We start from the raw sequence: 14,560 nt of genomic DNA, 5'->3' as shown, positions 1-14,560 counted from the left end.
GGGATGTGTATCAACTGACATCCTATTAACATCCATCAACAATTATAAAAAGACGAAAAAGATGAAAAAAGTATTAGCTTTCGCGCTCCTGGCTCTATTTGCCACAGGAGCGAATGCCAAGGTAACAAAAGATTCAGTCAACAAGAACAAACCTGTCTTTACGGTAATCAAGGAGAACCCGATTACAAGCATCAAGGACCAGAACAGAAGCGGCACCTGCTGGGACTACTCTACCCTGAGTTTCTTTGAAAGTGAAATTCTGAAGAAGACGGGGAAGACCTATGATCTCGGCGAGATGTACGTTGCCAATAAGACCTATCGTGACCGTGCGATCATGAGCGTGCGCATGCACGGGGATGTCAGTTTCTCTGAGGGAGGCTCATCCTACGATCCGTTGTATTGCATCGAACACTACGGAATAGTCCCGGAAAGTGCCATGCCTGCACCTGGAACATTATACGGAGACTCCCTGGCCGATTTCGGGGAGTTTTTCAAGGCAATGACCCCATACGTTGACGGAATTGCAAAAAGCAACTTAAAGAAACTCTCAGGGGCATGGATCAACGGACTGCAAGGTATCCTGGACGCTTACCTGGGCAAATGTCCTGACCACTTCGTCTATGAGGGCAAATCCTATACTCCGAAAAGTTTTGCAGCAAGTCTCGGCCTGAACTGGAATGACTATGTAAGTTTTACCTCTTATACCCACCATCCTTTCTGGACAGAGTTTCCGGTAGAGGTACAAGACAACTGGCGCTGGGCTCCAAGTTGGAACGTCCCTATTGATGACATCTGCCGGATCATCGACAATGCGATCAACAATGGTTATACCATAGCCTGGGGAGGTGATGTGACCGAAGACGGCTTCACGCGTAAAGGTCTGGGTATCGCTCTGGATGAGAAAAAGGCCCGTTCCATGACCGGTACTGATGCCGACCACTGGTTCAAACTCTCCAGTGACAAGAAAAAGGACAAACTGGATTCATTAGGCATCAATGCCCCGGAGGTCGTACCGACACAGGAGATGAGGCAGAAAGCCTTTGATGACTGGCAGACTACGGATGATCATGGAATGCATATCTTCGGCATCGCCAAAGACCAGAACGGAAAGGAATATTATATGGTCAAGAATTCCTGGGGCAAATATGGAGACTATAAGGGTATATGGTATATGACCAAGGCTTATATCGCTTACAAGACGATGGATTTCATGGTCAACAGGAATGCTGTTCCTAAAGATATTCGGAAAAAACTCGGGATTTGATTAAAGATCCATTTCATAAAAAATGCGTGAAGTTTTCAACTTTGCGCATTTTTTTGTATCTTTACACACAGAAATAAAAACGATTAAAATGCATTTTAAATGGAAATACACAACACCTACATCAGAGCAAGAAAAGACAGCTAAAGAACTGGGAGAGAAACTGAACATCAGTCCTATCCTGGCACGGCTGTTAATCCATCGGGACATTAACACGGAGTCCGCAGCCAAGAGGTTTTTCCGCCCCCAACTGGCTGATCTCATCAATCCTTTCCTGATGAAAGATATGGACCTGGCCGTTGACCGGCTGAATGATGCAATGGGAAGGAAAGAACGCATCCGCGTATGGGGAGACTATGATGTGGACGGATGCACGGCCGTGGCTCTGGTATATAAATTCCTGCAGCAGTTCTATTCCAATATTGACTACTATATTTCAGACCGTTACAATGAAGGCTACGGGTTGACCAAAATCGGAATAGACAAGGCAAAGGAAGAAGGTGTCAAACTCATCATTATCCTGGATTGCAGTTTCAAGGCAATTGAGAAGATGCTGCCTTATGCCAGGAGCAAGGATATAGACATTATTGTCTGTGACCATCACGGCATTGATCCGGAAGAACAGTTGCCGGACGACATCCCCGTTCTCAATCCTCTCCAGCCCGGCGACTCTTATCCGTTCAAATACCTCTGCGGATGTGGCGTCGGATTCAAGTTTATGCAGGGATTCGCCAAGAACAATGGAATTTCATTCTCCCATCTCATCCCCTTGCTGGATTTCTGTGCCGTAGCCATTGCCGCTGATATCGTGCCGGTCATAGATGAGAACAGGATCTTAGCCTTTCACGGCCTCAAGCGGTTGAACCAAAATCCGAATGTCGGCCTGAAAGCCATTATTGACATCTGTGGCCTCAGCGGACGGGAGATTACGATGAGCGACATCGTCTACAAGATAGGGCCGAGGATCAATGCTTCAGGACGTATGGAGAACGGAAAGGAGAGCGTAGAACTGCTGGTGGAGAAAAATTATGACACGGCCTTGAAGATGGCACGGAATATAGACCAGTACAATGAGCAGCGAAAAGGCATTGATAAGAAAATGACCAAGGAGGCTAATGACATTGTATCACGGCTGGATAGTCAGGTACACCGCTCCTCCATCGTACTCTACAACGAGAACTGGAAGAAGGGAATTATCGGCATCGTTGCTTCCCGGCTCACAGAGATCTATACGCGGCCTACGATTATCATCACGAAAGATACGACGAAAGCAGGCGAGTTCGCTATCGGTTCTGCCAGGAGTGTACCGGGATTCGATGTATACCAGGCCATCAAAAGCTGCCGTGACCTAATGACCAGTTTCGGAGGGCATCCCTATGCTGCAGCCCTGAACATGAAATGGGAAAACGTGAAGAAATTCCGTGACCGGTTTCAAAAATACGTAGAAGAGCATATCTCACCCGAGCAGATAGAACCGATCATCAATATCGAAGGGGTCATTGATTTTAAGGATATCACACATAAATTAAGATGTGACCTGAAGAAATTCGCTCCCTTCGGCCCTTTGAATGAAAAGCCCATATTCTGTACGATAGGCGTATATGACTATGGAACCAGCAAAGTGGTGGGACGGAATCAGGAACATATCAAATTAGAATTAGTTGACTCCAAGTCGAGCAATGTCCTTAATGGCATCGCTTTCGGACAGAGTGCATCCGCAAGATACATCAAGAGCAAAAGGAGTTTCGATATTGCCTATACCATTGAAGACAATATTTTCAAGCACAATCAGGTACAGCTCCAGATAGAAGACATCCGGCCTTCGGCTGATGATCTTGTAGAGCAGTAAATCTTCTGAAAACAGCATCTTTCGGAGAAAGGTATATGACCGATAAATATCTCGATTTACTCAGACGGTATTGGGGATATTCCGACTTCCGGGGTATCCAGAGACCCATCATAGAAAGTATCTGTTCAGGAAAGGATACTTTAGGGCTGATGCCGACAGGAGGCGGAAAATCCATTACTTTCCAGATTCCGGCACTGGCCCAGGAAGGGGTATGTATCGTCATCACACCACTCATCGCCTTGATGAAAGACCAGGTCATGCACCTCCGCCAAAGAGGGATCCGCGCTGATGCCATCTATTCAGGAAGATCCAGGAACGAGATTGTCCAGATCCTGGAAAACTGCATCTTCGGGGGGATCAAGATCCTCTATATCTCTCCGGAACGACTTTCTTCAGAACTCTTTCAGGCAAAGTTCCGTCATATCCGGGTCAGTCTCATTACCGTGGACGAGGCCCACTGCATCAGTCAGTGGGGATATGACTTCCGACCTTCCTATCTTCATATTGCTGAGGTCAGAAAGATGAAACCAGGGGTGCCTGTCCTCGCCCTGACAGCTACAGCGACGCCGGAAGTGGTAGATGACATTCAGGAAAAACTACAGTTCAGAGAGAAGAACGTCTTCCGCATGAGTTTCGAACGAAAGAACGTGGCTTACGTGGTCAGGCAGACCACTGACAAGAATGCAGAACTGATCCATATCCTCTCTTCCCTTCAAGGCAGTGCGATCGTATATGTGAGAAGCCGGAAAAAAACCAAGGAGATTTGCAAATTGCTGACAGATGGAGGTATCAGCGCTACCTATTATCATGCCGGACTGACTCCGGCGACAAAAGATGAACGGCAGAAAGCCTGGCAGGAAGAGAAAGCCCGGGTCATCGTGGCCACAAACGCATTCGGTATGGGGATCGACAAGGCAGACGTACGCTGCGTCGTACATGCAGATTTCCCCGACTCCATAGAAGCCTATTTCCAGGAAGCAGGGCGTGCCGGCCGTGATGGCAGGAAAGCGTATGCCGTATTGCTCTATAACCAGAGCGATCACAGGATACTGAAGCAGCGTGCAGCCAACACCTTTCCGCCAAAAGATTATATCAGGGATGTCTATGAGCATCTGGCCTATTTCTATCAGATTGCCACAGGCACGGGAACGGGAAGGACTTTTGAATTTGACATTGAGCGGTTTTGCTATACTTATAAATATTTTCCGATCCCGGTTGATTCTGCCCTTCACATCCTGGAACATTCCGGATACATCCACTATGAGAGTCAGCCCGACGGTCAGGCACGGCTCATGTTCAAGATCGGAAGGGATGAACTCTACCGGCTGCAAGACCGGGAAAAGGCTGAAGAACGGGTCATTACTGCCCTCCTTAGACTCTACGGGGGACTGTTCACTGATTACGTGTACATTGATGAAAGTTTTCTGGCCCAGCAGTCGGGCTATACCCAGCAACAAGTCTATATCGTCCTGAAGACATTAAGTGCACAAGGAATCATCGATTTTATTCCTCAAAAGAAAACGCCTTATATCACCTACCTGCAAAGGCGGGAGGATGCTGACCAGATCATCATCCCCAAAGAAGTATACGAGACCAGAAAGGACCAGTACATCCGTCGGATCCGTGCTTTGCTGAGTTATGCCGAAAATGACCATATCTGTCGTTCCAGACAACTCCTGCATTATTTTGGGGAGGAACACACCAAGGATTGCGGGCAATGTGATGTCTGCCTGGCCCATCAGACGGATCTCTATTCGGAAAAGCGGTTGGCCCCTGTCCGGCAGATGATCCTGGATCTGTTGTCTGACGGGAAGAAACATCCTCTCACAGAACTGCGCCAGTTCAATGTGACTGAAACGGCACTGAAAGGAGCATTACAAGAGCTGATCGACGAAGAGACCATCCATATTGAAGGATCTTTCCTGCATCAGTAATCATATCGTATGACTCTCCCCCTTTACCAGTAATGCCCAGACACAACAAGAATTAAAGTTTCACTTTCTTCTTCGCCCCTTTACTCTCATTCCCCACCCGGTCCAGGGATGTCACCACATAAGTAACTTTGGTTTTCCCCGTAAGGTAAGGCAGCGGATAGTTCGTACCATACGTAATCACCTTGATCTTTGAAGGATCAGAGAGGTTGACCTTCTCCCCCTTTTCAAACCGGTAGACGACATAACGGTTGACGACATCTCCCCATCTCTTCGCTTTCGGGCACTTCCAGGTCAGGAAAGGTCCCTTAGCCGTCCAGGTCATTCTGACCTTCTTGGGATGCTTCGGGGCCTTATCATCCAGAAAGGGCATCTTCGGAGGCAAGGCCGGGTACCGCCAATAATAGCGTCGCAGCACATGACCATAATTTCCCACATTATCAGCTACCGCCTTGGCATACCAGAGAACTGTTCCCTCCACATTCTTGTTCTGGGCATGCAACCGGAATTTTGCCGGCATCTGATTAGATTCCGGATTCTCCGGATCAGCCGACTGAACCGTTCCGGTCACATTCTCTCCTATATATAATGGCCGGTTACCCGCATACTGATTCCACCATTTTATCAAGGTGGAATAATCTGCTACCGGGTATCCTATCCGCCAATAAAGTTGGGGAACACAATAGTCCACCCATCCCTTATTGATCCATAGCAGCACATCCGCATAAAGATCATCATAGTCCTGAAGACCGTTGGTTGCCGATCCGGTGGGCGAGCTCTTCTGGTTCCGGTAAATACCAAAGGGGCTGACCCCGAATTTCACCCATGGCTTCTCGTGATGAATCGTTGCCGAAAGTTGCTTGATGAAAAGATTGACATTGTTCCTTCTCCAATCGCCGATATTCGAGAATCCTGCAGGATTCCGATTAAACTCTTCCTGGTCAGGAATGACCTGTCCTGCCGCCGGATACGGATAGAAATAATCATCAAGATGTATACCGTCCACATCATAACGGCTGACAATGCCATCGACCACCTTGCAGATATAATCTCTCACCTCCGGCAAGGCGGGATTCAGGATAAACTGTCCTGCATAACTGAAAACCAGATCAGGGCGCCTGATGACGATATGATTACTGGACAACTCCTGTGTCGTCGTGGTCTTGGCCCGGAAAGGGTTGATCCAGGCATGCAGTTCCATCCCCCGCTGATGACACTGCCCGATCATCCATTGCAACGGATCCCAATAAGGGGATGGAGCCTGTCCCTGTCTGCCGGAAAGAAAACGACTCCACGGTTCCAACTTGGAATCATACAGGGCGTCACATTCAGGACGTACCTGAAAGAATATCGCATTGACGCCATCTGCCTGGAGGGAATCCAATTGAAGGGAGAGCATTTTCTGAATTTCTCCGGTGGACTTGCCGATAAACTGGCCATTAACACATTGTATCCAGGCTCCCCGGAACTCTCTCTTGTTCTGAGAGAAAAGGGACAGACTGGTAAGACACAATAAAAGGAAGAGAGTTATTTTTTTCATGACAAATACTTTGTTGCAGGCAAAGGTAAATAAAAATTTTCATTTCAGCAAGTCAAGTCTTCACGTATCTGCAAAAGGGAATACCGGTTCAAATAATATTGTTGTTGTTTTAATGATAAGTAAGAATCATAGTCACTGATTCTCACGATAGTCAATTGTAGCCGATGGTGCATTTCGCCCCCCAATATACACCATTTCGGTACCCCAAAATGGTGCATATTGCTCCTCAAGGACTATACCCCCCTGAATCAGATGTCAAGGTCTGTGACTTTAAGGCCATAGAATCATAGATATACTGTAAACAACAACCCTATGATTTGAGCCACTTTATTCCTGAAACATAATAAGATGGTTAAAAGCCCAACCTTATAAAATGATCAGGAATACCCGGCAACAGAAAATTCATCCTAAGGATCATGTTCGGGAAGAATCCGTCACTTTCGGGCAAATAAAAACCCGATGCAGGTAATGATGTCTGCATCGGGAATTCTATCTTCGGGCATCCAGTCACCCAGGATTCTGGAACGCCCCTCCTCCCACGATGACCGGGATCATTCAGAACCTGTATCCTAACGTCAAAGCCAATTGATTGCGTTTCAAGTTGACTTTTGAAGCCGTTGCGATATTATTGTCAGCGGCATCCTGAGCACCCGTATAGGTCATGAAAGGATAGAAGTCACCGTTCGTCTGACTGTACTGATAAGCCAGGTCAACTGAGAACTGGTTCAACTGATAGCCAACGCCACAAGTAAAGCGGTTCGTGCTCTTCCAGTTGGTATAGTCTGTTGACATTGCCGTGGCCACCCCCGGAGACTCGAGGGAGCCGTCACGGATACCATCCTTATCAAACATCGGGGATAAATAGTTGTACCCGATGCGGAAAGCCAGATTCTGTATAGGTTTGTACTCAACACCAAATTTGAGAGTGCTCACCCCTTTCAGCACGTTCTCCACATTATCGTTCATCCTGCCGTCACTATGGGAATCATCATAGGTATTCCCGTACCAGTCTTGATAGCTGCCATCATTAATACGGTTATCTATACTTCCATAATCAGCATATTCGTATGTAGCTCCTAAAGCGAGGAAGTTGCCGATAGTATGTCCCAGAGAGATACCGAACTTCCAGGGAGAATAGAGTTTGAAATCATAGTCGGCATAAGACGGATTCTGAGGACTATCACTCTCCGTCTTACCATCCTTCACCCCTGTCATCGTCAGATCATTCCATCCATTGAGCGTCAGATCATAGAAAGTCGGAGTACTGATATAGACACCGATACGGAAAGGAGAATTTTCTATAGGCCGAAAGATTGCACCAAACTTTGCATCATATCCCGTTCCGGTGATACGCAGATGCTCCCAGTCTTCAGAGATAGCACTCTGTTCGAGATTCTCCGTATAATAGCTCTGGCTGTTAAAGTGGACATCATGTACGCCGAAAGTCAGACCCAGGAAGATACGGTCATGAATGTTACCGCTGATATTAAAGTCATATTCCCCGATATATCCATGAGCATACTGTCCGAACGCATAAGCAGAGCCATTCAGGTAATCCAGGTATCCATCCGAGCTTTTACCCATCAGCTGACTGTAATTATGATCCACGCCATTCCACGCCCAGTCCGCATTTGCCGGCAGGTTACGGTCCTTGATGGCCGTAAGTTTGTTCTGTGACGCATTGCTCAACGTATTTGCAGCGCTGAGGATCTGATCAAAATTACGACTCTTATGATAGTTAAAACCAAAGTTCAAATACGAATCCATGCCTGTCCGCGATGACCATACGAAGCCACCCTGGTCAAAACTCGGAAGATTTGAATGACCGTTAAAATGGAAATCATTGATGCCATTGGCACTGAAATGGGTCTTGGCATCCGACTGCATAACCATTCCCCCCGTCAGGTTCACCACATTTTTTCGGAATAAGCCGATACCTGCAGGGTTGGAAGAAATAGTTGAAATATCTGCTCCCAATGCCTCCATGGCACCCCCCATACCGATATACCGGGCAGTCCCATTCAGGTCCGTTTCCATCAATTTAGCATCCTGATAAGTCTCCTGAGCAGCGGCCGGTACCGCTCCCAGCACCAAAGCCGCTAAAATATATTTCGTTTTCATTATAAAGAATTTACTAAAACGTCATAAAGGATTTACTAAAACGTCTGTTTATCTTCTGCCACTTCCGAAGTGACCACCACTGAAGCCGCCACCGGAATGACCACCGCCGAAGCCACCGCCACTAAAGCTGCCACTTCCGAAACTGCCACCGGAACGACTTCCGCCAAAACTGCTGTTTCCAAATGAATTGGAAGGCATGCTGCGGCTGGAACTGTAATTACGATCGGAGTTGGTGGTATTATTATAACTTCTGCCACCGAAAGAATGAGAGCGCCCGGACGTATAAGTACGGTAATTCGAGTTATAGTTGCCGGAACGTCCAAAGTTGCCAGAACCGCCTCTGTCATCAGCACGGCTCCAGTTCCGGCCACCCGTCAAACCGCCCATGTGACCATAGTCACGGTTATCATAAACATAAGTCGGGCCCCAGTAGCCATACCACGGGCCGCCCCAATAATTATAGTACCAGGGGTTGTACCAGCCACCCCAGCCATAGCCGTAATACCAGGGATTATACCAGCCTCCCCAGTAATCTCCATAGAACCAGGGATCGCCCCCAGTAGTAATCCCCGAACCAGGGATCATTCCATGCCCAGTAGGGAGCACGCCAGTAATAAGGTCCCCAGCCATATTCATCGTACAGCCATGGATCATAATATCCATCCCAGCGGCTCATGTCCCGGGCATATCTATAATCCTCATCACCAGGACCATATTCATCGGCAAAGGCAGTATCTATATAGGTTGTATCCGGATGCATGCCCCTGTCAAACATTACAATATCGTTTCCCAGGGAGTCCTTACCGACATTCTGGTAACTGCTCCCGAAATGTCCATCACGATTGTATTCGTCCGTATTTCTCCTGGACCCCGACCAGTAATTATCGGCCATCGGATCAGTATTTTGTGGACGAATGGCTTTCTCTGCCCTCTTCTCCTTTGAAGGAGAAAAGTAAAGGTCGTCCTGAGCCATCATGGACATCGGCACCAGGCCTGCAAGAAGAGCTATAAGAACTATCCTTTTCATATTTACTCCTATTTTGATGAATAATTTTTATTTTATTTTCATTACAAAGATAAAACTTTGTATGCTACAAAAGTACAGAAAAACCCTAAATGGAAGTAGGTTTTTCCCTATTTTTTATATATTTGCAATAAGAATTTAACATTGATATGGAATATTTAGTAACTCATTTTCGCATACAAAGTCCAGAAGCTCTCTTCCAGACCGTCAGGGATCTTCTTGCAGACGCCGTGACTCCGGCAGGTTTTGAATCCTTTGTCAATACTCCGGCAGGCATTGACGGTTATGTCCAGGAACAACGATTTGATGAAACGGAATTGATCCGGGACCTCCAGACGCTGCCGGTCAAAGGGGTTAACATCAGTTACCAGACCCGTCGGATAGAAGATAAAGACTGGAACAAGGACTGGGAAGACAGCGGTTTCGAGCCGATCACTGTTGATGACACCATACTTATATATGATGCCAGACATCACAGAGATCCTCATCCGGGAATCTCATCTGATCACATCGAGATCGGCATTGATGCCATACAGGCATTCGGAACCGGCACGCATACGACCACACGCATGATGCTCTCAACCTTATTGCAAATGGACTTAAACGGGAAGAGGGTCCTGGACTGTGGTTGCGGGACAGGCATCCTGGGGATAGCAGCATTAAAGATGGGTGCAGAAGAAGCCGTCGGTTACGATATTGACGACTGGAGCGTAAGGAATGCAAGACACAATGCAGAGATCAACGGAATCCGTAATCTGAAAGTTCTGCAGGGCGATTCCGGTATTCTCCGGAAGATTAACGAAAAATTCGACTGTGTCCTTGCAAACATTCACCGCAATATCCTATTGCAGGACATGCCCGTATTCAAGTCTGTCATGAAAGCGGGAGGAGTTTTAGCGATCAGTGGATTCTATCTCTCCGATATACCTGTCCTCTTGAGAAAAGCCAGCCAATCAGGACTCGAAAGGGAGCAGCAGCGAAACGATGGGGAATGGGCCTGCCTCTCTTTCAGGCTCCCCTGAAGGACGGAAGACGGCAAATACCTCCTGCGGGCAGGTTGCATCCGGTCAATTATCATCATCAAAAGTATCTTCCTGGGAACCAATCGTCAGTTTTCTAAGGTCATAATAAGACCCATTATAGATATTGAAGTCGATGTATCCTTTGATCCCCGAAAGTTTGCCGGCGTCCGTATGCTGCCAGAATTTCCAGTTGCCCTTGTATTCCACCTTCTTGACATAATAGTGAGCGATCCAGTAAGGATAATCATCAAAGACAGGCGCGCTCAGATAACGGTCTTTAAACTTATAGTAAGTATAGATGATCGGTTTCACATGATACCGGTCTTCCACGATATGCAACCATGTCAGCACATCCCTCTGGAAGTCCTCCGTAGATTCCTTGGGCGGCTTGTGCTCCACGTCTAATACCGGTGGCAGGTCTCCTTCCGTAAGATGCACCTTTTCAAGAAAATAGTAAGCCTGCTGGCGTGCGCTGCTCTTATTGCTCCAGTAGTGATAGGCCCCACGGATAAAGCCATATTCACGGGCATTCCGGAAGTTACTGTAAAATTTGCTGTCCACCTGTGAAGCACCTTCCGTAGACTTGACGATGATGAAACGTACAGGGCAACCGTTAATCATCGCATTACGGAGTTCTTCCCAGTCAATATTCTCTTGATAATGTGAAATGTCAATACCTTCTATCTCATATCCCTGAGGATAATCAGCATCGCTGTAAAGGGCTCTCCAGCGGAATCCTGTGGGACCGACGAAAAAATGATAGAAGACCCAGATATAAAGGATCATGATCCCTATCGCCCCGATAAGCCAGGCACACTTGTTTTTCTTGATAGAGGGAAAATGCAGGAAAGAATAAGGAGAGAAAAAGGATGGGTGACGAGCATGACGAACGTATCTCCGGCGGGTCGTCGAAGTGGACTTCTTCCTCTTCCCATTCTTATTCGCCGAATAGGCAGAAGTTGTTTTGCGTGGATGTGTCATTCGTTTCGTCATGATCATAAAAGAGCCACAGAAAAAACGTACGAGGTCAAAGGCAAGACCCTTCTCTCCCCCTTCCGCCCTTACCGATGCGGAAGCCGTTTATTCTGTGACTCCTGAAAAAATCAAACTTATTTATGTTCGAGCTCCAGGGTCTTTGTCGTACGGTCACATACGTCAGAAGGACCCCAGTACTGGATAGGTCCAGGATAGACGTATTCCGTTTCCCTGGCCCACTCCTCACGACGAGCAGCAAAAGTCTTGAACGGTTTGCCCTCAAGATCGACCAAAGCCTTCCGGATCACGGGTTTCATCTCCCCATTACGTTTCTCCATGTTCATCATCATCGTGATAGGCACCCCTCCGGCCTTCCAGTTATCCGTGCCGGCTGTCAGGTTCTTCACGATGGCCATATAGCCCGTCTTCCCGTTGACGATCAACTGTGCAGCGCTGGTTCCTAAAGAATAGCAATAGTCTGCATCGAAATTAGAAGGAGCGGCGCAACGACCTTCATAACCGAAGAAATGATGCTGAGCAGCAAACTTCCCATTATATTTTCCTTCTTTCTTCCATTTAGCCAGCAGATCACCTACCATTTCAGAAAGCAGTTTCTCTGTTTCTATCAAGGATACCTGGACATTTCCATGAGGATCACGGTCCAGGGACAACTGACGTGCTACACCTTCAGGAAGGGTCGAAAAAGTCTCGGCATTCTCACGGGAGAGATGGGCCATGATATATTTCCGCTGGGCATCTTTATCCAGATCCTTGTAATCAGCGCCATGGGCAGCCAGCAGGTCATTCAATTCGCCGATCAACCGGCCGATAGCGGGGATAAACTCTATCAGGCCTTCAGGAATCAGGACAACGCCAAAATTATGTCCCTGCTCAGCACGACAGGCAACCACCTTGGCAATATTCTCCACGATCTGGTTCAAGGTCATATCCTTTTTCTGGATTTCCTCTGAGATCAGACAGATATTCGGCTGAGTCTGCAAGGCACATTCCAGAGCAATATGAGAAGCAGAACGACCCATCAGTTTGATAAAATGCCAGTACTTCCGAGCAGAGTTACAATCACGCTCAATGTTACCGATCACCTCACTGTAGGTCTTCGTAGCCGTATCAAAACCGAAAGAGGTCTCGATCTGATCATTTTTCAAGTCGCCGTCGATCGTCTTCGGGCATCCAATGACCTGTACGCCATACTGTTTGGCTTTATAATATTCCGCAAGAACGGCAGCGTTTGTATTCGAGTCATCGCCGCCGATGATGACAATAGCTTTAAGATCCAACTGACGGATAATCTTCAATCCCTTTTCAAATTGATCCACCTTCTCAAGTTTGGTACGTCCGGAGCCGATCATGTCGAAACCGCCTGTATTCCGGTAGTCTTTGAGAAGGTCTTCCGTGATCTCAATATACTGATGATCCACCAGGCCACCAGGGCCCATCAGGAAGCCATAAAGGCGATTGGAAGGATCGAGTTTTTTCAGTTCGTCAAAGATACCGCAGATCACATTATGTCCGCCGGGAGCCTGCCCACCGGAAAGGATAACCCCAACGTTCAACTTCCTTGACACTCCGGTTTCCTTTCCCGGCACGAATTCTACGAGAGGCAAACCGTAAGTATTCGGAAACAGTTTCTTGATTTCTTCCCGGTCAGCCACACTCTGGGTAGGAGCCCCTTCACTGACCTGTACGCCGCCTTGAAGGGCCTTAGGCAGTTTAGGCTGATAAGCAGCTCTCTCTACCTGTAAAACACTTTTTTCCATCGTTTATTAATTTAGTAATCGTTGAAATATTAAATCTTATGCAAATTTAGGATTTTTCTCTGATAAAACGAAAGAATGATTACTAAATTCTGAGTTTTATAAGTTTTTTCACGAAGAAGTTTCCTTGTTTCCCGAAATTTATCTATCTTTGAACTGGCTAACAGAAAAAATCAATCATTTAATAGTAAAGATGAAATGAAAAATAAACGTTTCTTAAAACGCAGGATCAATTATATCTGTAGTGATCTTTTTGCAGAATGTATTGCAGCAGATCTTTATGGAGGGCGGAAGACGGAGAAGGAAGATGTGGAAGCACTGCTGACCTCTATACTGACCGTTCATTCCAATTTTATCAGTCGCATCTCCCATCCGGAGCCAGGCATGAAACCCCAGAAATATTTCCAGGATTTGAAAGAAGATTTCAACAAGCAGATTTCAGAAATCATCGACCAGATTTCCAACTTAGGAAATTAAAAATCACATTCATGTTACAGAAAGTCTGCAAATGGCTGTTATATAAGCAGATGGGATGGCATAAAGTAGTCACCCAGCCCCAGCCCGGAAAATATATTCTTTGTTTAGCCCCGCACACCAGTAACTGGGATCTGCTGATCGGACAATTATATGCCCACGCAGAAGGGATCAAGGCAAATTTCTTAATGAAGAAAGAATGGTTCTTCTGGCCTTTAGGGTCTTTTTTTCGAAAGATGGGCGGCATCCCCGTCCACCGCGAGAAGCACTCCCGCATGACAGAAACCCTCGCCCGGTTAGCTTTGAAAGAGCCACATTTTGTGCTCTGCATCACACCGGAGGGAACCAGGAGCCTGAACCCGGACTGGAAGAAAGGATTTTATTACATTGCCTTTAATGCCCACCTGCCCATCCTCCTCTATGGCTGTGACTACCAGCGGAAACTCATCCAGTGTACGGAAACGCTCTCCCCCAGCGGTGACATTGACGCAGACATGAGAAGGATCAAACTCTATTTCAAGGATTTCAAAGGTAAGAAGCCCGAAAAATTCACAATTGGCGAACTATAAAGAATATCACTCCGACGGA

Annotated in this window: 12 protein-coding genes; 6 read left to right on the top strand and 6 right to left on the bottom strand. The window is 46.9% G+C overall.

The window, feature by feature from the left end; genetic code table 11:
• The first annotated feature begins 61 nt into the window (after positions 1–61).
• The 3 genes from ACYRYG_RS01990 to ACYRYG_RS01980 all read left to right on the top strand — a co-directional run bounded on the left by ACYRYG_RS01990 (position 62) and on the right by ACYRYG_RS01980 (position 5,044).
• A complete protein-coding gene (locus ACYRYG_RS01990; RefSeq protein ID WP_293422521.1) occupies positions 62–1,264 on the top strand; it encodes a C1 family peptidase in 1,203 nt (400 codons plus the stop codon).
• A gap of 88 nt (positions 1,265–1,352) precedes the next feature.
• Positions 1,353–3,110: a single-stranded-DNA-specific exonuclease RecJ gene (recJ, locus tag ACYRYG_RS01985; protein WP_293418005.1), complete on the top strand. Its 1,758-nt coding sequence runs from the start codon at positions 1,353–1,355 to the stop codon at positions 3,108–3,110.
• 35 nt (positions 3,111–3,145) lie between these two features.
• The gene (locus tag ACYRYG_RS01980; protein ID WP_460197457.1) at positions 3,146–5,044 is read left to right on the top strand and encodes a RecQ family ATP-dependent DNA helicase; all 1,899 of its coding nucleotides are present in this window, start codon (positions 3,146–3,148) and stop codon (positions 5,042–5,044) included.
• A gap of 52 nt (positions 5,045–5,096) precedes the next feature.
• Here ACYRYG_RS01980 and ACYRYG_RS01975 read toward each other — a convergent pair whose 3' ends face one another.
• The 4 genes from ACYRYG_RS01975 to ACYRYG_RS01960 all read right to left on the bottom strand — a co-directional run bounded on the left by ACYRYG_RS01975 (position 5,097) and on the right by ACYRYG_RS01960 (position 9,729).
• Positions 5,097–6,581, bottom strand: coding sequence for a glycoside hydrolase family 10-like protein (locus tag ACYRYG_RS01975; protein WP_294075440.1), 1,485 nt, complete (start codon positions 6,579–6,581; stop codon positions 5,097–5,099).
• A 555-nt stretch (positions 6,582–7,136) separates the two neighbouring features.
• Positions 7,137–8,702 carry an OmpP1/FadL family transporter gene (locus tag ACYRYG_RS01970; RefSeq protein WP_293416695.1) on the bottom strand — a complete coding sequence of 522 codons (1,566 nt, stop codon included), beginning with the start codon at positions 8,700–8,702 and terminating at the stop codon, positions 7,137–7,139.
• Positions 8,703–8,750: 48 nt separating this feature from the next.
• Positions 8,751–9,287: a hypothetical protein gene (locus ACYRYG_RS01965; protein WP_460197455.1), complete on the bottom strand. Its 537-nt coding sequence runs from the start codon at positions 9,285–9,287 to the stop codon at positions 8,751–8,753.
• Positions 9,214–9,729: a hypothetical protein gene (locus tag ACYRYG_RS01960; RefSeq protein WP_460197454.1), complete on the bottom strand. Its 516-nt coding sequence runs from the start codon at positions 9,727–9,729 to the stop codon at positions 9,214–9,216. The genes ACYRYG_RS01965 and ACYRYG_RS01960 overlap by 74 nt, the downstream gene beginning before the upstream one ends.
• A 146-nt stretch (positions 9,730–9,875) precedes the next feature.
• Here ACYRYG_RS01960 and prmA point away from each other — a divergent pair, with 146 nt between their 5' ends.
• Positions 9,876–10,748, top strand: a complete 873-nt coding sequence (gene prmA, locus ACYRYG_RS01955) for a 50S ribosomal protein L11 methyltransferase (RefSeq protein WP_460197452.1) — start codon at positions 9,876–9,878, stop codon at positions 10,746–10,748.
• Positions 10,749–10,793: 45 nt separating this feature from the next.
• On the opposite strand, the gene ACYRYG_RS01950 is transcribed toward prmA, so the two are convergent.
• Positions 10,794–11,729, bottom strand: a complete 936-nt coding sequence (locus tag ACYRYG_RS01950) for a glycoside hydrolase family 25 protein (protein ID WP_460197482.1) — start codon at positions 11,727–11,729, stop codon at positions 10,794–10,796.
• Between the two features lie 128 nt (positions 11,730–11,857).
• Complete coding sequence (locus tag ACYRYG_RS01945; RefSeq protein WP_293422506.1) at positions 11,858–13,501, bottom strand: diphosphate--fructose-6-phosphate 1-phosphotransferase; 1,644 nt, start codon at positions 13,499–13,501, stop codon at positions 11,858–11,860.
• 195 nt (positions 13,502–13,696) lie between these two features.
• Here ACYRYG_RS01945 and ACYRYG_RS01940 point away from each other — a divergent pair, with 195 nt between their 5' ends.
• The gene (locus ACYRYG_RS01940; protein ID WP_293442766.1) at positions 13,697–13,975 is read left to right on the top strand and encodes a hypothetical protein; all 279 of its coding nucleotides are present in this window, start codon (positions 13,697–13,699) and stop codon (positions 13,973–13,975) included.
• 11 nt (positions 13,976–13,986) lie between these two features.
• Positions 13,987–14,541, top strand: a complete 555-nt coding sequence (locus tag ACYRYG_RS01935) for a 1-acyl-sn-glycerol-3-phosphate acyltransferase (RefSeq protein ID WP_293416707.1) — start codon at positions 13,987–13,989, stop codon at positions 14,539–14,541.
• The last annotated feature ends 19 nt before the right edge of the window (positions 14,542–14,560 follow it).

Source organism: Segatella asaccharophila (assembly GCF_054687055.1).
This window is presented reverse-complemented; position numbering and strand designations above follow the sequence as displayed.